Origin of the sequence: Rhizobium sp. SL86 (genome assembly GCF_026672545.1) — a bacterium.
Taxonomy (GTDB): domain Bacteria; phylum Pseudomonadota; class Alphaproteobacteria; order Rhizobiales; family Rhizobiaceae; genus Neorhizobium.
On the sequence record NZ_JAPPRJ010000002.1, the window covers coordinates 860,552 to 879,599 of the forward strand.

The following is a 19,048-nucleotide window of genomic DNA, read 5'->3' on the forward strand; positions in this document are numbered from 1 at the left end:
ATCAACTGCCGATGGTGAGTTCCGCAACGAGATCATAGGCGTCGCTGCGATAAAGAGCGGTCGAGACTTCCATCACCCGACCGGAGTCCAGATAGGCGATGCGCTGAACGCTAAGCGCAGCAGATCCGGGCGGCACACCCAGCAATTCCGTCTCGTCTTCCTTGAGCAGAACGGCCGAGATACGCTGATTGGCACGCACGGGCCGGATGTTGCGGCTGAGCAGCGCCTGGTAGAGCGAATTCTCAACACCGTCCGGGTCCGGCAGGATGTCGTCCGGCAGGCTGGTGCGCTCCAGCGCAATCGCCATGTCGTTGGCGGTGCGCAGACGAACAAGCCGGGCGACCCTCGCCTGCCCGGCAAGGCCGAGCGTCATCGTTTCTTCCGGCGTCGGATGAAACAGCCCACGGTCCAGCCAGCGCGACCCGGCCACCATGCCGCGCCGGCGCATGTCTTCGGAAAACGAGGTCAGCCGCGTCAGCGGTTGCTGCATGCGCGGCACCGGCTTGACGACGAAGGTGCCGGAGCCGCGGCGGCGTACCAGAAGCCCTTCATCCACCAGTTCATCGATTGCCTTGCGCACCGTGACCCGCGATATGGCGGCGGCATCGGCAATGTCGCGTTCCGCCGGCAGCGCATCACCATGCTTCAGCCGACCATCGGACATGGCCTGCTCGATCATCTTCTTCAGCTTCACATACAAGGGGCCACCGCGGACCGCCTGCAATTGCGACAGGGGAAGCGCATTTTCATTCATCGGCCGCCCTCGCGCCCGCCGCGCACAGGCCCTCGCGCCACCAAGGCGGCATGCGTTTTCCAGAAATGCAGGCTGAGCGTCATCGTGCGGAACCCCTCCAGGTGAGCGCGGAAAATACCAATATGGCTCCACAGACGCAATTGGTTTTAGAGTTGGGTCAGCACAAATCCCAATGCAGAAATTTTTGCGGTTGTTTTTCAGCTGTTTATCAAATCAGCGCAACAAATGACGATCTGCATGCTGGACGATTGGCATTCGTTTGGTATTAATTATTAACAATCAGCCTGGCTCCGGTTGTCTCTTGCCGCACAGCAGAGGTGGCGCACAAGTCGCCTCTGCGTTCTGAAAATGAATTTCATCACATCGCGGATTTTCCGCTTTTCAGGTTGACGCGGCGGCACAACTGAAACAGTCTGTGAAAAATAATTACGAAAAACGGGGAACTGATCGTCAATGAAGGTCGCCATCATCGGGTTGGGCTTCCGCCTGGGCTATCTGGGCCAGGTGTTCAGCCAAATGGATCCGAATTTCGAGATCGTCGGCTACGTCGACCCGGCACCCGCCGGCATGGATCGGCTGAAGGAGGCCGGCGTTTCGCCCGGTCGCGCCTACGAAACGCCGGAAGCGCTGATTGCCGCAGAGACCTTCGACCTGCTGATGATCGGCTCGCCGAACCATCTGCATCTCGAACACATCCGCATCGGACTCGAAGCAGGCCTTACGGTCTTTACCGAGAAACCCATTGTCATCTCGATCGAAGAGAGTTTTGCACTCGCCACGCTGCTCAACCGCTACGGTCACGACCGGCTGCTCGTCGGGCTCGTCTTGCGTTATTCGCCGCTCTACCGCGATCTGCGCGAGGCACAGGCGAACGGTCTGCTCGGCGACGTCGCCTCGATCGAAGCCTCCGAACACATCGCCCCTTATCATGGCGCCTTCTTCATGCGCGACTGGCGCCGCTACAGCAGTTATGCCGGCGGCTTCATGCTGGAGAAGTGCTGCCACGACCTCGATCTCTACAACGGCGTCATGGCATCACGCCCGCGTTTCGTCGCAAGCTTCGGCGGACGCAAGAGCTTCGTACCCAGCAATGCGCCGCAGCAGGCAGGCGTCAACGATCTCGAGGTCTATCACCGCAAGCCGAGCGGTTGGATGGGCGCCGACAAGGTGTTCGACAGCGACGGCGACATCATCGACTACCAGACCGCGATCGTCGAATACGAATCCGGCGCCTCGATGACCTTCCACACCAATCTGAACGTGCCGGACGAGTTCCGCCGCTTCTGTGTAATCGGTTCGAAGGGCATGGCGGAGGGCGATTTTGTCCGCGGTTTCCTCGACGTCCACGATGCCCATAGCAGCGAAAAGCTGATCTCCAACACCTATTCCGCCCCGTCTGCTTCCTCGCATCATTACGGCGCGGATGAGCAGATGGCTGCCGATGTGCTGGCCCACATGCAGACCGGTACGGCACTTCCCGTCTCGGCGCTCGATGCGATCGAAGCCGGCATTCTGGCGCTTGCCATGGACGAGGCACGTAACGGCCGCAAGGTCGTCGATCTCGCACCCGTCTGGGAGCGGTACGATGCCTGCCTGCATGGCACATCCGCCTCACGTCAGGCGAAGACGGCCTGAGGAGGCGCCAAGATGCACGCCAAACGCAGCGCCGTCCTGTTTGCCTGGATCCTTTTGGCGCCGGCACTTCTGTATGTCTGCGCCATCGTCGCCTATCCGCTGGTCGATACCTTCATCCTCTCGTTTACCGATGCTTCGCTGAAGAAGACGACCAACTGGGTGGGCTGGGCCAATTACGACAAGATCTTCAACGAGACCTTTGCCGAGGTCATCATCCGCACCTTCGTGTGGACCTTCTTTTCTGTCGCCATCAAGATGATCATCGGCACCTTCGGCGCGACGATGTTGAATGCCGCAGTCCCCGGCCGCGCACTGTTTCGCGTGCTCACCATGCCGCCGTGGATCGTGCCGATGGCGATCGGCATCTTCATGTGGGGCTGGATGTATAACGGCCAGTTCGGCATGATCTCCGGTCTTTTGCAGCGCTTCGGCATCGTGGATGGCCCGGTCGCTTTCCTGGCGCACGGTTCCACTGCCTTCTGGGCAACCGTCATCACCGATGTCTGGATCGGCGTGCCGATGGTGACGCTCTACATGCTGGCCGCCATGCAGGCGATCCCGCAGGATCTCTATGAAGCCGCCTGGACGGATGGCGCCGGCCGTTTCTACCGCTTCCGCCGCATCACGCTGCCGCTTCTGGTGCCGTCGATGATCACCATGTCGATGTTGTCGCTGATCGCGACCTTCAATTCCTTCGACATCATCTGGATCCTCACCCAGGGCGGCCCGAACGGCGAAACCACGACGATGATCATCGATACCTATCGCACCGCAATTGGGTCGAAGAAATACGGCGAAGGCGCAGCGCGCGCGGTGCTGATCTGCATTTTCCTGTCGATCTTCTGCCTTTGTTATTTCCGCGTCACCAGCAGGCTTGCCTCGGGAGAGAAGCAATGAGAGAGCCAGCCCAGTTGATCAACCGCTACCGCTGGTACGAGATCGTCGGCATTTATTGCGGCATCGCGGTTTTCCTTACCTTCGTACTGGCACCTTTCGTCGAAGGTTTCCTCGTTTCGCTGAAACCGCTCAGCCAGCTGTTTTCCTCACCCTACCGGTTCATTCCGGAAAACGGCTCGTTTGAAGCCTATCGGACCATGTGGGAAAGCGTGCCGGGTTTTGCCCGCTACATCTTCAACTCCTTCTTTATCTCGACGATCGTGACGACCGTCGTGTTGTGCATGGTGGTGCCTGCGGCCTATGCCTTTGCTCGGTTCGAGTTCAAGGGGCGCGGCACGCTGCTTGCGGCCTTCTTGGCCGTCAACATGTTCTCCGGCGCGGTCCTGCTGATCCCGCTTTTCCGGCTGATGCGCACACTCGGCGTGCTGAACACCTATTTCGCCATGATCGTGCCGGGCGTTGCCTTCCTCATTCCGTCCGCCATCTGGCTGTTGCGCACTTACATGATGCGCATTCCGCGCGAACTCGACGAGGCCGCCTATGTGGATGGTGCGAGCCACTTCTACACGCTGCGCCGGGTCATCCTGCCGATTGCCATGCCGGGCATCACCGTGGTCGCCATCACCACCTTCATCGGTTCCTACGCCCAGCAGTTCATCTTCGCGCTGACCTTCAATGCCAAGAGCGAATACATGCCTTTGCCGGTCGGGCTGTTTGCCTATTTCGGCCGCCAGGAAGTGGTCTGGAACGAGTTGATGGCGGCGAGTTTCGTCGGCATCGCGCCCGCCATGATCGTGATCTTCTTCCTGCAACGTTATCTCGTCAGCGGGCTGACCGCCGGCGCGGTGAAACAATAAACAACCTCTAAGAATGGGAGCATAACCGTGACACTATCGATCAAGACTGGGATCTATGCAGCAGCGCTTGTCGGCACCACCATGCTGAGCGCGATGGCGGCACATGCCGCCGACAAGGAAATCTCCTGGATCTATTGCGGCGACAAGATCGACCCGATCCATGAGAAATACATCAAGGAATGGGAAGGCAAGAATGCCGGCTGGAAGGTCACGCCGGAAGTTGTCGGCTGGGCACAGTGCCAGGACAAGGCCACCACGCTTGCCGCCGCAGGCACGCCGGTCGCCATGGCCTATGTCGGCTCGCGCACGCTGAAGGAATTCGCCGAGAACGACCTCATCGTTCCGGTTCCGATGACAGATGCCGAAAAGAAGAGCTATTACCCGAACATCGTCGATACCGTGACCTTCGACGGCACCCAGTGGGGCGTTCCGATCGCCTTTTCCACCAAGGCGCTTTACTGGAACAAGGACCTGTTCAAGCAGGCGGGCCTTGACCCGGAAACCCCGCCGAAGACCTGGGCGGAAGAAATCGCCTTTGCCAAGCAGATCAAGGAAAAGACCGGCATTGCCGGTTACGGCCTGCCGGCCAAGACCTTCGACAACACCATGCACCAGTTCATGCACTGGGTGTACACCAACAATGGCAAGGTGATCGATGGCGACAAGATCACCATCGACAGCCCGGAAGTTCTGGCGGCGCTGAAGGCCTACAAGGACATCACGCCCTATTCCGTCGAAGGCGCCACCGCCTACGAGCAGAACGAAATCCGCGCCATCTTCCTCGACGGCAAGGTCGGCATGATCCAGTCCGGTTCGGGGGCTGCCTCGCGCCTGAAGAAGACCAGCATCAACTGGGGCATCGCACCGCTGCCGCTCGGTCCCGCCGCCAAGGGCGAAGGCACGCTTCTGATCACCGACAGCCTTGCCGTCTTCAAGGGCTCGGGCGTCGAAGAAAAGGCGATCGAATTTGCCAAGTTCATCACCTCGCCCGGCCCGCAAGGGGAATACGAACTGCAGGGCGATGCCGGCCTCACACCGCTGCGCCCCTCCGCACAGGTCGATGCCTTCGTCGCCAAGGACCCCTTCTGGAAGCCGCTGATCAACGGCATCACCTATGGTGGTCCGGAACCGCTCTTCAAGGATTACAAGGGTTTCCAGAACGTGATGATCGAGATGGTCCAGTCGGTCGTCACCGGCAAGGCTGAACCGGAAGCAGCGCTGAAGAAGGCAGCCGCCGATCTGGAGCAGTACAAATAAGACTAGGGGAGAAGGGCGTGGGGTGGCGTCACCCCGCGCAGGCCCCACGCCTTTTCCCATCCTTGTTTCGCGAAAGGCCGCTCGTTCCGGCGAACGGAGAAGATATCTTGGGACAGCTCAAACTCGATAAGATCCAGAAGTTCTACGGCGACTTCGAAGTGCTGAAAAGCATCGGCCTGGAGGTGAAGAATGGCGAATTCGTCGTCTTCGTCGGCCCGTCCGGCTGCGGCAAATCCACCCTGCTGCGCATGATCGCCGGGCTCGATTCGACCAGCACCGGCGACATCCTGATCGATGGCGTGCGCGTCAACGACAAGCCGCCGGTCCAGCGCGGCATTGCGATGGTCTTCCAGTCCTATGCGCTCTACCCGCACATGACGGTGTTCGAAAACATCGCCTTTCCGCTGCGCGTCGAACGCCTGCCGGAGGAGACGATCCGCGAGAAGGTGGAGGCGGTGGCAAAGATCCTGCAGCTCGACAAAAGGCTGCATCAGAAACCGGGCATGCTGTCGGGCGGCCAGCGCCAACGTGTGGCGATCGGCCGGGCGATCGTGCGCGAGCCGAAAATCTTCCTGTTCGACGAGCCGCTCTCGAACCTCGACGCGGCTTTGCGTGCCGACATGCGCATCGAACTCTCCAAGCTGCACCAGGACCTGAAAGCAACGATGATCTACGTCACCCACGACCAGGTGGAGGCGATGACCATGGCCGACCGGATCGTGGTGCTGAATGCCGGCGAAATTGCCCAGGTGGGCGCGCCGCTGGAGCTCTATCACAAGCCGCAGAACCTGTTCGTCGCGGGTTTCATCGGCAATCCGAAGATGAATTTCATGCCGGTCACCTGCACGGCGACCGATGAGCATGGCGTCACGGTGTCTTATGCCGGACAGAGCGTGACGCTGCCGGTTGCGGCGCGGCCGGATCTTGTCGGCCAGACGCTGACGCTCGGCATTCGCCCCGAACATCTGAGCCTCGGCAGCGGCGATCTCACCGTCACCGTGACCCCGTCTGTCATCGAACGGCTCGGGGTCAACACCGTTGCCTATGCCGCCCTGCCGAGTGGCGAGAATTATTGCGCGCTGCTTCCGGGATCAGCGCCGGTCAGGGTCGGCGCGCCAATGCAGACCGGTATCCGCGCCACCGACTGCCATCTCTTCGACGGCAAAGGCCAAGCATTCGAGCGGCGGGTGGACTGGCAGACACTCGATAGACCGGCGGTTACCGCCGCGTGACGTCTCCGCGGTCTGCCTACCTTCAGGCGGACTGCGCTTTCAGATAGGTGCTCGGCGAGCGGCCGAGCATACGGCGGAACATGGTGGAGAAGGCAGCGATATTGTCGTAACCGGCATCGAGCGCCACCGTCGTCACCGGTTCGCCTTCCGCGAGCCGCGGCAGCGAGGCGAGCAGGCACGCCTGCTGGCGCCAGGTGACGAAGCTGATGCCGGTCTCGGCGCGGAAATGCCGGGTGAAGGAGCGCCGCGCCAGCCCCAGTCTTTGCGCCCATTCATCGATGCTGGTGCGCGCCGAGGGCGCTTTCAGAAAGTCCCGGCAGAGTTTGGCAAGCCTGCGGTCGCTCGGAAAGGGCAGCCCCAGTGGCCGGACCGGCAGATGCGGAAATTCATCGAGCAATAGCTCGCTGACCAGCGACAGCCGACGCTCCGTCATCGGCCGCGCCTCCACCGCCACCAGTTCGCCGATCAGGGTCTGCGCCAGCGGCGTCACCTCCACCACCCGCGGCTGGCCGGCCGTTTCGCCCGGCAGATCGACATAGACCGACTGCATCTCGACATCGCTCACCATCTCGGCCGAATGTTCAGTTGCGGCGGGAATGATCAGCGCATGGCCGGGCGGGATCATCCAGCGACGGTCACCGGTCGACACCAGCACGATGCCGCGCCGCGCAAACCAGAGCTGCGTGCGGCTGTGCGAATGGCGCGGAACGGCAAGACCGGTTGGATAGGTGCGCGCCAGCGCGATCACCGGTTCGTTCGCCTGCTCCAGCCAGTGCAGACTTTCGACATGGTGATCACGCCGAGTCTCGCCCGCCGCTATCGTCAGATCCAGAACTCGCATTTGGCCCATTCACGAAAGAAATCGACCACAACACAAATGCGGGCCAGCCACAAGCCGATTATGACACGGGTAAAACCGACCGGCGCAACCGGCCGCACAAAAACAGACAAGACGAGGAACACCAGGGATGGCCACTGTCGCCGCCGCGGGGCACCCGGTCGAACGGACCGCCTTTTCCATCATTTTTGCCGCCAGCTTCTGCCACATGCTGAACGACATCATGCAGTCGCTGCTGACCTCGCTCTATCCGCTCTTGAAGGAGAATTACGCACTCGATTTCGTGCAGATCGGGCTGCTCACTTTCGCCTTCCAGGTAACGGCCTCGTTGCTGCAGCCGGCTGTCGGCGTGGTGACCGACCGCTGGCCGATGCCATTTTCGCTGCCGGCAGCGATGCTCTCCACCTGTGCCGGGCTGATCACGCTTGCCTTTGCCCACCACTTTTCCGTTCTCGTACTCGGCGCCTGCCTGATCGGCATCGGCTCGGCGATCTTTCATCCGGAAGCCTCACGCGTCGCCCGGCTCGCCTCCGGCGGTCGCCATGGTTTTGCGCAATCCTTCTTCCAGGTTGGCGGCAATACCGGAACGGCGATCGGCCCGCTGCTCGCCGCCTTCATCGTCATTCCGCATGGCCAGTCCTCCCTCGGCTGGTTTTCGCTGATCGCGCTTTTAGGCTTCGCGGTGCTCTCCGGCGTCAGCGTCTGGTACATGCGCCACCGCCGTTCGACCGCGGGGCGGCCGCAGCCGAGCCGCACGCTGCCGCTGCCCGGGCGCCAGGTGGCGATGACACTCCTCATCCTTGTCATCCTGGTCGCGACGAAAAACGCCTATCTTGCGAGCCTCTCCAGCTATTTTACCTTCTACACGATCCACCGTTTCGGCGTGGACGTGCAGCAGGCACAGATCCTGCTCTTCCTGTTCCTCGGCGCCTCGGCCGCCGGCGTCTTTTTCGGCGGGCCGATCGGCGACCGGTTCGGCTCACGCAGCGTCATCTGGTTCTCGATCCTCGGCGTCATCCCATTTGCGCTGATGCTGCCCTATGCCAACCTGTTCTGGACCTGCGTGCTCGTGGTGGTGATCGGCCTCATTTTCTCCTCGGCCTTTTCCGCCATCGTCGTTTTTGCCCAGGAACTGGTGCCGGGCCGCGTCGGCATGATCGCCGGCCTGTTCTTCGGGTTCGCCTTCGGCTTCGGCGGCCTGGGTGCGGCAGTGCTCGGCCTGTTTGCCGACCGGCACGGCATCGAATTCGTCTACAATCTCTGCTCCTACCTGCCGCTGCTCGGCTTGCTGACAGTGCTCCTGCCGCGCCTGCCTGGCCATCAACGCGCCTGACACCGGGACTCCGCACAGACTGATTTCACGCCTTCGTGATTGGATCGTGATCGCCTGGAGTGTCGACGCCCGCAACATTTGCAATCCTCTCCGGTTCGCCCACCGAGCGTCAATAAAGGCGCTCGACGCTGAAGAGAAACCAAGAGAGGAGACAACCATGCTGGACAAGGTTGTGACCAAGCTTGCTGCCTCTGCCCTCGCCGTGGCGGTACAGGCGATCTCGAACGCCGACCTGGCCTGTGCCATCGGTGAGAGCGAATAGGACGCCGGTCTTGCCGCAGACCAGGACGCCAACAGTTTCAACGTGATCGAAGAGCCGGAATTCGGCGTGTCGGCGACGACATGAACGGTGGCGGCTGTCCGACATTTGGCGCAGGCGTCCGCCCGCTTGGGCATCGGGTATCGCACCTGGCCGCAGCCTTCCCCAGGCACAGATGACCGGCCCAGCCGGTCTTTCACCCCCAAAAAACGTCAACTCAACCACCTGCGCCATTGTGACGGCGCATACCGAAAGGAAAGACCATGATGAAGCTACTTGCAGCCACCTTCGCCTCCGCCCTGCTGGCCGCCCCGGCCTTTGCGCAGTCCGGAAACAGCACGTCCGGCAGCAGCACGTCCGGAAGCGGGAGCAGCACATCGAGCGGCTCGAATGCCCAGTCTTCCGGCGGCGCCCTGCAGCAGAGCAAGGTGCGCGACCAGTTGACCAAGGCCGGATTTGAAGATGTCGAAATCCTCGACGCTTCTTACCTCGTGCGGGCTCAGACCAGCGAAGGCAATACGGTGCTGATGGTCATCGATCCGCCGATGTCCGGTGCCTCTGATCAGTCGTCCTCCTCGTCCTCCGGCTCGCAGAAAAGCAATCCCTGACCTTGACGCGCCAGCGGCCGGATTTAGCCGGTCGCTGGCGTTTTGGCGTCCCGCCCGCAGCGATATCCACGTGCAGAAGCACTGCCGTGGCGAAGGATCATCCGACCGGGGCGCTGAAAGCGGCCTCGTCAGGGTCGTTGTTTCTTCCCACCGCCGTTCCCTGCGTCCACCCTCGTTGGATGACGCGTGCAGACTAAGGCGGGTGCGCCTCCTCAACTCCTCCATTCCCCAGCGCGCCGCATGAGGCACATCCAACGCGCCTGCACTCCACCCGGTCGCACCAGGATCGCAGCCAAATGCCGCCGTTGATCAAGATGATCCTCGACGAAACGACGGGGGCACCGGGAGAGGAGGAGATGCGGAAAATCGACGCAGGGTTGGAGGAGGACTATAAGAAGACCATGTACTAGACAGGCTGTTACGCCACTCGATGCAGTTCTTCGCCCCGCGTCACGAGTAAAAGGACTGCTGTCGTCCGGACACCTGGCGTCTGAACAATGGTGCACCTGCCACGCAGGTCGATGCCATCCGCACCAACCATCAGCGAAGGCTCACTGTCGCGTCCAAGCCCCGCTTTGAAGATAACAGACGGCGGCACCTCCAAATGCTGTATTCGAGGCAACCGCATTCGGTCTTCAGCCCGTGAGCGGGGGCTCCACCAGAATGGCGCGGAAGTCATTGACGTTGGTGAGCGTGGGGCCCGTGACGACTTGCGCGTCGAGGGCTGCGAAGAAGGAATGGGCATCGTTTCGCTGGAGCGCCCGGCGCGGATGGACTCCGCGTTCTGCCGCTCTCTTTAACAAGTCAGGTCCGATGACGGCACCGGCCACTTCGGCGGCCCCGTCCACACCGTCCGTGTCGCATGCGATTGCGTGGATACCTGCCGCGCCGTCGAGCGCCAAAGCAAGCGCCAGACAGAATTCGGCGTTCGGACCGCCGATGCCGTCGCCACGGCGGGTAACGGTGAGTTCACCGCCAGACAGAAGCAGGATCGGCTGATCCCCCGTCTTCATGCCCGCCTGCACAGCACGCGCCTCTTGTGCCTGAGCCTCAGCGACCAGCCGCGCCTCCCCTTCGAGCGCATCTCCGAGGAGGCGCACCTCGCAACCGGCTTCGCGGGCAAGAGCTGCGGCAGCTTGCAGCGATTGCCGGGGCGCGGCATAGATGACGTTGTGGACACGCGCCAGGCGCGGATCGTCTGGCTGCACGACACCGGAGCCATGAGACAGTGCCTCGCGGACCGAGGCCGGCACCTCGACATTCCACCGATCGATCACGGCCAGAGCCTCGTTCGGGCTCGTGGGATCGCCGACGGTGGGACCAGAACCGATGTAAGCCGGATCGTCTCCGGGAACGTCCGAGATGATCAGCGCCAGCAGTTCTGCCGGCCAGGCTGCGGTGGCCAATTGTCCGCCCTTCACCCGGCTCAGATGTTTGCGCACCGTATTCATCCGGTCGATCGGCGCGCCGGAGGCAAGCAGCGCCTGATTGACCGCCTGCTTCTCCGCCAATGAGACACCCTCCACGGGTTGGGTGAGCAGCGCTGAAGCCCCTCCGGAGATGAGCGCCAGAACGAAATCAGCCTCGCCGGTCGTTTCGAGCAAAGCGATCATGCGGGCTGTCGCTTCGAGCCCCGCCTGATCGGGGACCGGGTGGGCGGCCTCGACGATCTCGATACCCCGACACGGGCGCGCATATCCGTAGCGCGTAATGACGAGGCCTTCACAGGGACCCCAGGCCGCCTCTACAGCTTCGGCCATGCGTGCACTCGCCTTGCCCGCACCAACGACGATGACCCGCCCCTCCGGTTTGTCCGGCAGGAAATCCCTGAGCGATCGCATCGGGTCTGCGACCTCGACGGCCCGGTCGAACAGGCGTCGGAGAAAGAGCTCCGGTCGATCGATCATGGAACGTCCCTCACACCGCTCGTATCCCGGATCACCAACTCCACCGGCGTTACGATTTCCGGCTGCGGGCGTTTGCCCTCTTCGAGCCAGGCCAGAACCGTGGCGGCAATAGATCGCCCGAACTCCGCAATCCCGCAATGGACCGTCGAGAGGGCTGGAAATACCTGGCTGCATTCCTCGATATCATCGAAGCCGACCATCCGGAAGTCGTGCCCCACGGCGCGGTTCAGCTTTGCGAATCCCGACAGCATACCGAGCGCCACCAGATCGTTGAAACAGATTGCCGCATCGATCTCTGGATGCGTCTGCGCCAATTCTTCGGCGGCTTCGCGACCGAAGGCACGGCTCGCCCTGCCCGACAGGACGAAAGGTTCCATACCGGCATCAGCCAGAGCCTCGAAATAACCCGCCATGCGCTCCCGCGTGACGGCGCGGTCTGCAAGTCCTCCGACAAAGGCGATCCTTCCCGCCTGAACCGACAGGAGGTGTCTTGCAGCGAGAAGGCTGCCCAGGCGATAGTCGGGTGCGGCGAAGGGAAACTGTGCAACCCGGGGGTCGACCTTGCGGAGCACCTGCATCGTGGGAATTGCGCCGCGTGCGATGGCATCGAAGGTGCCACCTTCATCGCCATAGGCCGGCGACAGCACGAGGGCGGAAACGCCGTGCTCGATCATGGCCCCGACCACCTGCGCCTGGACTGCCGGATCCTCATCGGTATTCGCGACCACCGTTGCATAACCGCGCTGGGACAAGGCCATCTGCAGCGAAGTGGCGAACTCGGTGAAAAACGGGTTGCGGAGATCGTTGATGACAAGTCCGATCAGACCGACATTCGAGGAGCGGAGGTTGGCGGCCGCTCGGTTGTAGACATAACCGACCGTATCCATAGCTTCGCGCACCAGGCGGCGCGTTTCCTCTTTGACCAGCGGACTGTTCTGCAAAACGAGGCTGACGGTGGATTTGGAAATCCCTGCCACGCGCGCCACATCGATGATCGTCGGCCGACGCTCCATGCCCTTCAATACACCCCGTTCAGTTCCAGCAAGACTCGCATCCTTCTCACGGCAAGCTGCGGATCGGCAAGCAGATTTGCCTGATCTGCCAGCCGGAAGACCTGTGCATAGTGGACGATGTCGCGGCTCGACTGGAAGCCGGCCGGCATGATGAAATGCCGCTGGTGGCCGTTCAGCCAGGCGAGGAAGGCAATCCCGGCCTTGTAGAAGCGGGTCGGCGCCCGGAAGATTTCCCGGCTGAGCGGCACCGTCGGCGCAAGCAGCTTATGATACGTCTCGAGGTCACCGGCAGCGAGCGCGTCGAGCGCCTGCGAGGCGGCTGGCGCAATCGCCGCGAAGATGCCGAGCAGAGCATGCGAATAATGCCGGCCATCGCCGGCAATCAGATCGGCATAGTTGAAGTCGTCGCCGGTATAAAGACGCACACCATCCGGCAGGCGAGCACGAAACGCTTCTTCATGCGCCTGATCGAGGAGCGAGATCTTGATGCCGTCGACCTTGCCGGGATTTTCGCCGATCAGATCGAGCACGAAATCGCTCGCTTGGCCCACATCTTCGCTGCCCCAGTAACCCTTCAGCGCCGGATCGAACATGTCGCCCAGCCAATGCAGGATGACGGGTGCGGCGGCACCATCAATCAGTCTCCGATAGACGGTGCGATAGATGTCCGGTCCGGCGCCCATGGCGGGGAAGGCGCGCGAGGCCATCAGGATCAGTTGCCCGCCGGCAGCCTCGATGGCCTCGGCCTGCGTCAGATAGGCCCGCGCGATGCTATCCGCATCGGTGAGATCGGAGAGTGCCATATGGTCGGTCCCTGCACCGCAGGCAACGCGCGGTTTCATCGGATGCGCCTTGGCCGCCGCCATTGTGCGCCCGATGAGTTCAAGCGCGGTCTGCCAGTCGACACCCATGCCACGCTGGGCCGTATCCATGGCCTCGGCGAGACCAAGACCTTGGTCAAAGAGCGCAGCCCGGAAGGCAAGCGTGCCCTCCCAGTCGACGGCGGGGCGCGTGTCCCAGGGATTGCGCTCCCGAAGCGGGTCAGAGACGACATGCGCGGCGGCAAAGGCCGTGCGGGTGAGGGGACGGGTGGGGGCTCGCGGCACGAGTGGCGTCCCGCTGAAACGGTAGTTCTCGATGCGACCATCGACGGTGGGCAATTCAATCATGCTGAAGATCCTCAGTTTGAACCGGAAGGTCGAAGACGAGAATGCCGTCGAGACCACCCTCGGCATGAGCCACCAGACGCGCGCCAAAACGCTGGTGATCCGGGTGGAGCTGATAGGCTTCGAGAGCCGCCCAGCCAGAAAAGTCGGCGACGAAACCGTGCAGATAACCGCGTTCGATGCGTTCCGGGCTCTCGCTGCGTCCAGATGTGATCGACAACAAGCCGGGCACCTTGCCCTCGATCTGATGCAGTTCGTCGAAGAGGTCGTCGATGACGGCTTGGGACACCGTCTGCTGGAAACGAACGAGTACGATGTGGCGGATCATGGCGCACCTCCATGATCCGCTTTGATCATGTCAGCGGCCTTTTCGGCGATCATGATGGTCGGCGCGTTGGTGTTGGACGAAACCACCGTCGGCATGATCGAAGCATCGATGACACGCAGACCGTCGATGCCGTTGAACCGCAGCCGCGGATCGACAACGGCCGCAGGATCCGAGCCCATGCGGCAGGTGCCGGCCGGATGATGATCGGTCTTGGAATGGCGGCAAGCGTAGTCGAAATAGTCCTGGTCGGTGTGGACATCCGGCCCCGGGAGGCGCTCCGCCTTCACGTAGGGCTTCAACGCATCCTGGCGCATGATGTCCCGAGCAAGCTTTAATCCCCGGATCGACATCTCCCGATCATACGGATCGGCCCAGTAGTTGGGATCGATCAGGGGGGGCGCCAACGGGTTGTTCGAACCGAGCCTGACCGTGCCTCTCGAGCGCGGCCTGAGATAAGCGGAATTCAGTGTCACGCCGCCATTCGCCATGGCGGCCACACCGGCTTCGATGCCCGAGCCGAGCCCGAGATGGAACTGGATATCCGGCGACCGGGCCTCCGGATCGGCGTACCAGAAGCCCCCGGTCTCAAACAGGCTCGAGGCGACGGGGCCGGTTCTGGTCAGCAGGTATTGAAGACCGGCGAGCACCGAGAGATGCGGCTTGGCGAAACGGTCATAGGTATGAGGCCCCGTGCATTCGGCAATCACGAAGAGATCGAGATGGTCCTGCAGATTGGCTCCGACGCCGGGCTGGTCGAAGACGACCGGCACACCAACAGAAGCCAGATGATCCGCAGGACCGATCCCCGACAGCATCAGAAGGCGCGGGCTGCCGATGGCGCCCGAGGACAAGAGCACTTCGCGTTCGGCTCGAATGACACCTTCGCCGGCGAGTTCGACGCCGATCGCCCGCCCCTTCTCGACCACGATCTTCAGCACCTGCGCATTAGTGCGGATTGTCAGATTGGGGCGTTGTCGCGCCGGATTGAGATAGGCGATCGATGCCGAGGAGCGGCGGACATTGCGCTGGGTCAGTTGATAATATCCGACGCCATCCTGCTTATCGCCCGTCATGTCGCCATTGAAGGGAATGCCAAGCGCGGCGGCAGCCTTGAAATAGGCCTCGCAGATCGGCAGGGGTGCTGCGGGCTTGCTGACTCCCAGCGGACCGCCCTTGCCGTGAAACCGATTGTCGAAACTGTCATTGTCCTCCGCCTTTCGGAAATAAGGCAGAACCTCCTCGAAGGACCAGCCTTCGCAGCCCATCTGACGCCAGTCGTCGTAATCGAGCGCATTGCCGCGGGTGTAGATCTGCGCGTTGATGCTGGAGCCGCCGCCGATGACCTTCGCCTGGGTGTAGCGGATCACCATGTTGTTCATATGCCGCTGCGGCACTGTGCTCCAGCCCCAGCTTCCGATGCCTTTGGTCATCTTCGCAAAGCCTGCCGGCAGATGGTAGAAGGGATGCCAATCGCGCCCGCCCGCCTCGAGCAGAAGCACGTTGAATGCGGGATTTTCCGAAAGCCGCGCCGCAAGGACCGAACCGGCAGAACCACCGCCGACGATGATGAAATCAAAAGCGTGCCGCATGTCAGTCTCCTAAAGGCGTGCCAGCGACAAGCCGCCGTCCACGGGAATCACCGCGCCATTGGCAAAGGCAAAACGGCCTTCCACGAGCGGCACGACCACGTTCGCGACGTCGGCCGGCTGACCCCAGCGCTGCGCAGGAACGAGGCCCCCTTCGATCCGTGCGGTATATTTGTCCTTCACGCCTGCCGTCATCTCCGTCTCGATGATGCCGGGTCTCAGGTCGAAAACGCCGATCCCATGCGGCGCGAGACGCAGAGCAAAGAGCTCCGCCATCATCCCGGCCGCGGCCTTGGAGATGCAGTACTCCGCCCGCTCGATCGAGGCCATGCTGGCGCTCACCGATGTGACAAAGACGATCGAGCGATAGGTGTCGGACGAGATCGCCAGCATTCGCCGCACGACCTCCTGGGCAAGGAAAAAGGCACCGCGCAGGTTGACGCCGAGAACGAAGTCGAAACTGTCGGGCGTTAGCGAAAGCATGTCGCCACGCACCTTGGCGGGCACGCCAGCATTCGAGACCAAGGTGGTGATCGGCCCAAATTGCGCTTCGACCCGGTCAAGGATCGCCGCAACATTGTCGATGTCCTGCAGGTCGTGGCGGACATAGAACGCCGCATCACCCAGTTCTCTCAGCGCGGCCAGCACCTGCGGCTCGTCGCTATCGGGCAGAGACGCAAGCGCGACCTTATGGCCGGCGGTGACGAGTTCCCGGGCGATGCCGAGACCGATGCCCTGCTGGCCTCCCGTGATGAGTGCGACCTTGTTCACTGGTTAAACTCCGTCTCAATGATGTGGCGGCCTGACCGTAGAGCGAGGGCTGCAATCGTCAGGGCCGGGTTGACGGCGGCCGAGGTTGGCAGGATCGACGCGTCGACGATGAAGAGATTGCGGTGATCGTGGCTGCGCCCGAAGCTGTCGACGACACTCGTCATCGGGTCAGCACCCATCCGAGCCGTGCCACATTGATGGGAGGGCGTGCGACGATCGAAAGCGCGCGAGAGGACCAGGGGATAACCGGCTTTTCGGAGCAGCGCTTTGAGCGTGTCGACGAGGGCGAGATGCGCCTGCCAATTCGACCGCTTCCAGTCGAGGACGATCCGACCGTTCCTCACCTGCACGCGGCTGTCAGGATTGGGCAGATCCTCCGACATCGCATAAAGATCGATCGACCGGGCTGCGATCCAGTTGGCGACAGGGCGCGGCAAAGGCGAACTTGCGGCCAGGATCGGGCCGGTGATCTTTCCGAGCAGCTGGATGTTGCCGAGTGGTTCGCCATTCGGCCCGCCTGTCAGGTAGAAGTCGTTGACCAGCAGGGTTTTCTGGTAGACCGACGGATTTCGCCGGAGCGGATGAAGTGCAAGAACTGCCGAGCAGTTGTGGTTCATGAAGTTGCGACCGACCTGGTCGGATCGGTTTGCCAGACCATGAGGATACCTTTCGTCGACCGAGGACAGCAGGATCGCAGCGCTCCGCACCGCGCCCGCCGAGAGAACGACGATCGGTGCGGTGAGCACCTGTTTCTCGCCTTTGTTCGAGACCTCGACGCCAGTGATCTGACCGCCCTCACCCGCCAACAGACGCGTTACCTCACAGCCCGTCTCAAGCGACACGTTGAAATGGCGCAGCGCATGGGCGAGGCTCACCGTCTCTGCATCCTTTTTGCCGCCGCAGGTGTCCGGATAGGCGTCCCACGTGGTGGACCCGTGCGCCAGCCATCTGTCGACATCGACACCCAGCGGCAAAGATGCCGGGTGAAGCCCAATGGCGCTGAGGCGGCGGCGAAGATCGGCAATAGGGGGTTCATCCGGCACCGGTCGAAAATCGTATTTTCCTGAGTGAGGCGGTTCAGTCGGATCCTCGCCGAGCGCTCCCCGGACCTCGAACAACTGCTCCGCCTTCTGGTACCAGGGCTCCAGGCTGTCATAACCGATCGGCCAGCCCGGCGTTGTTCCTCCCATATGGCGCAGCGGCGAAAAGTCCTCACGCCGGTACCGCAGCAGAACGGCGCCATAGAATTTCGAATTGCCGCCGACATTGTAGTAATTGCCGGGGTTGAAGGGCCGGTCGTCGCCGTCAAGCCACTCTTCCTTGGGTCTGAAATGCGCCCTGCCGAAAATCGCCTCGGCATCCCGATCTGCAGACGACGGCTGCAATCTTTCGCCCTTTTCGACGATCAGGATCCGCCGGCCCGTCGGGGCAAGCTGAGTGGCAAGCGTTGCTCCGCCCATGCCCGATCCGATGATGATGACGTCGGCGTCGCTCATGGCCGGATGCGCTCTTCCGTTTTCGGATCAAAGGCCACCGCCTTCTCCATGTTGACCGCGAATTCGAAGTCGTCGCCACCGGCGATATCGACATCGGCCCGCATCCGCGCGATCACGTCCTTTCCACCCAGGCTCATGGTGACAAAGGTGTCGGAACCTGCGGGTTCAGTCACAATGACGCGGTTTTTCAGGCTGACGATGTTCTGCGACTTGCGGTCAGCACCCTCCGGATCGGTGATGGCCTCGGGGCGGATGCCAAGCAGAATGTCGTGTCCGTCGTAGGAGGCTAGTCCCGGCTGGCTGAAGGCAAGCAGACTCTTCGCTCCGTCGCCCAGCACGACCTCGGCATATGGCCTGTCCTCCCGGACGACGATCCTAGCCGGCACGACATTCATCGCCGGACTTCCCATGAACGTGGCGACAAAAACGTTGGCCGGGCTGTCATAGATCTCTTTCGGCGTACCGAGCTGCTGAATGTACCCCTTGTTCATCACCGCGATCCGGGTCGACAGCGTCATGGCCTCGATCTGGTCATGGGTGACGTAAACGATCGTGCGTTTGAGCTTGGCATGCAGCTTCTTGATCTCGGTGCGCATATCGACGCGAAGTTTCGCGTCGAGGTTGGAAAGCGGCTCGTCGAAGAGGAAAACATCGGGATCACGAACCAGGGCGCGGCCCATGGCGACGCGCTGGCGCTGGCCGCCGGAAAGCTGGCCGGGCTTGCGGTCGATGAGATGATCGATCTGCAGGAGTTTGGCGACCTCGGCCAGGGCCTTGTCGCGTTCAGCTTTCGGCACGCCGTGCATTTCGAGGCCGAACGTGATGTTCTGCCCGACGGTCATATTGGGGTAGAGCGCATAGGACTGGAAGACCATGGCGATGTTACGCTTCGACGGGTGGACGCCGTTGACGACACGGTCCCTGATCGCGATCTCGCCGGAGGAAATGCCCTCAAGCCCGGCAATCATTCCCAGCAGTGTGGACTTGCCGCAACCGGATGGGCCGACAAGCACAAGAAACTCGCCCTCCTCGACGGAGATGTCGACACGATGCAGGACTTCGAGCTGTCCGTAGGACTTGGTGACGTTCCGGATGTCGAGAAAGCCCATGA

Annotated in this window: 17 protein-coding genes and 1 pseudogene; 8 read left to right on the top strand and 10 right to left on the bottom strand. The window is 62.0% G+C overall.

The window, feature by feature from the left end; translation table 11 throughout:
• Position 1 precedes the first annotated feature (1 nt).
• Positions 2-754, bottom strand: a complete 753-nt coding sequence (locus tag OU993_RS16120) for a GntR family transcriptional regulator (RefSeq protein ID WP_268159089.1) — start codon at positions 752-754, stop codon at positions 2-4.
• A 453-nt stretch (positions 755-1,207) separates the two neighbouring features.
• Here OU993_RS16120 and OU993_RS16125 point away from each other — a divergent pair, with 453 nt between their 5' ends.
• From OU993_RS16125 to OU993_RS16145, 5 genes are all read left to right on the top strand, one after another.
• Positions 1,208-2,389: a Gfo/Idh/MocA family protein gene (locus OU993_RS16125; RefSeq protein ID WP_268159091.1), complete on the top strand. Its 1,182-nt coding sequence runs from the start codon at positions 1,208-1,210 to the stop codon at positions 2,387-2,389.
• 12 nt (positions 2,390-2,401) lie between these two features.
• On the top strand, positions 2,402-3,286 hold the full coding sequence (locus tag OU993_RS16130) for a carbohydrate ABC transporter permease (RefSeq protein ID WP_268159093.1): 885 nt from the start codon (positions 2,402-2,404) through the stop codon (positions 3,284-3,286).
• On the top strand, positions 3,283-4,143 hold the full coding sequence (locus OU993_RS16135) for a carbohydrate ABC transporter permease (protein WP_268159095.1): 861 nt from the start codon (positions 3,283-3,285) through the stop codon (positions 4,141-4,143). Before OU993_RS16130 ends, OU993_RS16135 begins: the two co-directional genes overlap by 4 nt.
• A gap of 81 nt (positions 4,144-4,224) precedes the next feature.
• Positions 4,225-5,400: an ABC transporter substrate-binding protein gene (locus OU993_RS16140; protein WP_268159692.1), complete on the top strand. Its 1,176-nt coding sequence runs from the start codon at positions 4,225-4,227 to the stop codon at positions 5,398-5,400.
• Between the two features lie 107 nt (positions 5,401-5,507).
• Positions 5,508-6,632 carry an ABC transporter ATP-binding protein gene (locus OU993_RS16145; protein ID WP_268159097.1) on the top strand — a complete coding sequence of 375 codons (1,125 nt, stop codon included), beginning with the start codon at positions 5,508-5,510 and terminating at the stop codon, positions 6,630-6,632.
• A gap of 22 nt (positions 6,633-6,654) precedes the next feature.
• Here OU993_RS16145 and OU993_RS16150 read toward each other — a convergent pair whose 3' ends face one another.
• Positions 6,655-7,473 (bottom strand): AraC family transcriptional regulator, encoded by an 819-nt coding sequence (locus OU993_RS16150; protein WP_268159099.1) that lies wholly within the window; start codon positions 7,471-7,473, stop codon positions 6,655-6,657.
• Between the two features lie 127 nt (positions 7,474-7,600).
• Between OU993_RS16150 and OU993_RS16155 the strand changes: the two genes are divergently transcribed.
• The 3 genes and pseudogenes from OU993_RS16155 to OU993_RS16165 form a co-directional block, all read left to right on the top strand.
• Complete coding sequence (locus OU993_RS16155; protein ID WP_268159100.1) at positions 7,601-8,803, top strand: MFS transporter; 1,203 nt, start codon at positions 7,601-7,603, stop codon at positions 8,801-8,803.
• Between the two features lie 522 nt (positions 8,804-9,325).
• Entirely contained in the window at positions 9,326-9,670 is a 345-nt protein-coding gene (locus OU993_RS16160) for a hypothetical protein (protein WP_268159102.1), read from the top strand.
• Between the two features lie 278 nt (positions 9,671-9,948).
• Positions 9,949-10,080: pseudogene (locus OU993_RS16165) on the top strand (pyridoxamine 5'-phosphate oxidase family protein); the annotation flags it as partial.
• A 225-nt stretch (positions 10,081-10,305) separates the two neighbouring features.
• Here the strand turns inward: OU993_RS16165 and OU993_RS16170 are convergent.
• The 8 genes from OU993_RS16170 to OU993_RS16205 are packed head-to-tail and all read right to left on the bottom strand — an operon-like array spanning position 10,306 to position 19,046.
• A complete protein-coding gene (locus tag OU993_RS16170; RefSeq protein WP_268159104.1) occupies positions 10,306-11,577 on the bottom strand; it encodes a glycerate kinase type-2 family protein in 1,272 nt (423 codons plus the stop codon).
• On the bottom strand, positions 11,574-12,590 hold the full coding sequence (locus OU993_RS16175; RefSeq protein WP_268159106.1) for a LacI family DNA-binding transcriptional regulator: 1,017 nt from the start codon (positions 12,588-12,590) through the stop codon (positions 11,574-11,576). Before OU993_RS16175 ends, OU993_RS16170 begins: the two co-directional genes overlap by 4 nt.
• Positions 12,591-12,595: 5 nt before the next feature.
• Entirely contained in the window at positions 12,596-13,759 is a 1,164-nt protein-coding gene (locus OU993_RS16180; RefSeq protein WP_268159107.1) for a dihydrodipicolinate synthase family protein, read from the bottom strand.
• Positions 13,752-14,084: a Dabb family protein gene (locus OU993_RS16185; protein WP_268159109.1), complete on the bottom strand. Its 333-nt coding sequence runs from the start codon at positions 14,082-14,084 to the stop codon at positions 13,752-13,754. Before OU993_RS16185 ends, OU993_RS16180 begins: the two co-directional genes overlap by 8 nt.
• Entirely contained in the window at positions 14,081-15,673 is a 1,593-nt protein-coding gene (locus tag OU993_RS16190; protein WP_268159111.1) for a GMC family oxidoreductase, read from the bottom strand. Before OU993_RS16190 ends, OU993_RS16185 begins: the two co-directional genes overlap by 4 nt.
• Before the next feature lie 9 nt (positions 15,674-15,682).
• A complete protein-coding gene (locus tag OU993_RS16195; RefSeq protein ID WP_268159113.1) occupies positions 15,683-16,441 on the bottom strand; it encodes a 3-ketoacyl-ACP reductase in 759 nt (252 codons plus the stop codon).
• The gene (locus tag OU993_RS16200; RefSeq protein ID WP_268159114.1) at positions 16,438-17,937 is read right to left on the bottom strand and encodes an FAD-dependent oxidoreductase; all 1,500 of its coding nucleotides are present in this window, start codon (positions 17,935-17,937) and stop codon (positions 16,438-16,440) included. The genes OU993_RS16195 and OU993_RS16200 overlap by 4 nt, the downstream gene beginning before the upstream one ends.
• Complete coding sequence (locus OU993_RS16205; RefSeq protein ID WP_268159116.1) at positions 17,934-19,046, bottom strand: ABC transporter ATP-binding protein; 1,113 nt, start codon at positions 19,044-19,046, stop codon at positions 17,934-17,936. Before OU993_RS16205 ends, OU993_RS16200 begins: the two co-directional genes overlap by 4 nt.
• Positions 19,047-19,048: the final 2 nt, after the last annotated feature.

Coding starts and splice junctions, on each gene's coding strand:
- OU993_RS16120 (WP_268159089.1), bottom strand. CDS start 754: ATGAATGAAAATGCGCTTCCCCTGTCGCAATTGCAGGCGGTCCGCGGT.
- OU993_RS16125 (WP_268159091.1), top strand. CDS start 1,208: ATGAAGGTCGCCATCATCGGGTTGGGCTTCCGCCTGGGCTATCTGGGC.
- OU993_RS16130 (WP_268159093.1), top strand. CDS start 2,402: ATGCACGCCAAACGCAGCGCCGTCCTGTTTGCCTGGATCCTTTTGGCG.
- OU993_RS16135 (WP_268159095.1), top strand. CDS start 3,283: ATGAGAGAGCCAGCCCAGTTGATCAACCGCTACCGCTGGTACGAGATC.
- OU993_RS16140 (WP_268159692.1), top strand. CDS start 4,225: ATGCTGAGCGCGATGGCGGCACATGCCGCCGACAAGGAAATCTCCTGG.
- OU993_RS16150 (WP_268159099.1), bottom strand. CDS start 7,473: ATGCGAGTTCTGGATCTGACGATAGCGGCGGGCGAGACTCGGCGTGAT.
- OU993_RS16155 (WP_268159100.1), top strand. CDS start 7,601: ATGGCCACTGTCGCCGCCGCGGGGCACCCGGTCGAACGGACCGCCTTT.
- OU993_RS16160 (WP_268159102.1), top strand. CDS start 9,326: ATGATGAAGCTACTTGCAGCCACCTTCGCCTCCGCCCTGCTGGCCGCC.
- OU993_RS16170 (WP_268159104.1), bottom strand. CDS start 11,577: ATGATCGATCGACCGGAGCTCTTTCTCCGACGCCTGTTCGACCGGGCC.
- OU993_RS16175 (WP_268159106.1), bottom strand. CDS start 12,590: ATGGAGCGTCGGCCGACGATCATCGATGTGGCGCGCGTGGCAGGGATT.
- OU993_RS16180 (WP_268159107.1), bottom strand. CDS start 13,759: ATGATTGAATTGCCCACCGTCGATGGTCGCATCGAGAACTACCGTTTC.
- OU993_RS16185 (WP_268159109.1), bottom strand. CDS start 14,084: ATGATCCGCCACATCGTACTCGTTCGTTTCCAGCAGACGGTGTCCCAA.
- OU993_RS16190 (WP_268159111.1), bottom strand. CDS start 15,673: ATGCGGCACGCTTTTGATTTCATCATCGTCGGCGGTGGTTCTGCCGGT.
- OU993_RS16200 (WP_268159114.1), bottom strand. CDS start 17,937: ATGAGCGACGCCGACGTCATCATCATCGGATCGGGCATGGGCGGAGCA.
- OU993_RS16205 (WP_268159116.1), bottom strand. CDS start 19,046: ATGGGCTTTCTCGACATCCGGAACGTCACCAAGTCCTACGGACAGCTC.